We start from the raw sequence: 283 nt of genomic DNA, 5'->3' as shown, positions 1-283 counted from the left end.
ACCGATTCGCAATAGTGCAGCGTGTCCGGGTGATTGGTGGTATGCATAGCTACAGCGTTCGGGTCATGGTTAATCGCAATATCCACACTGCGCCCAATCGCCANCTCGATGCCCGTTGAGGCGCCGCCGCCACCAGCAAAGTTATCAACGATGATTTCTCTCACGCNTATTTCTCCATGGCNCNGGCCAGCGAACNAGCCGCGGCGATAATTGACGGTACCGGCATTTTTTCCAGCCACATACGGTTGATATGGTGCTGCAGTCGGCGCTGGTGGTGCGCCGG

This window comes from Klebsiella sp. EMBS2024 (assembly GCF_036233805.1).
Classification (GTDB): domain Bacteria; phylum Pseudomonadota; class Gammaproteobacteria; order Enterobacterales; family Enterobacteriaceae; genus Klebsiella; species Klebsiella pneumoniae.
Note: the sequence above shows the minus strand (reverse complement) of the source record.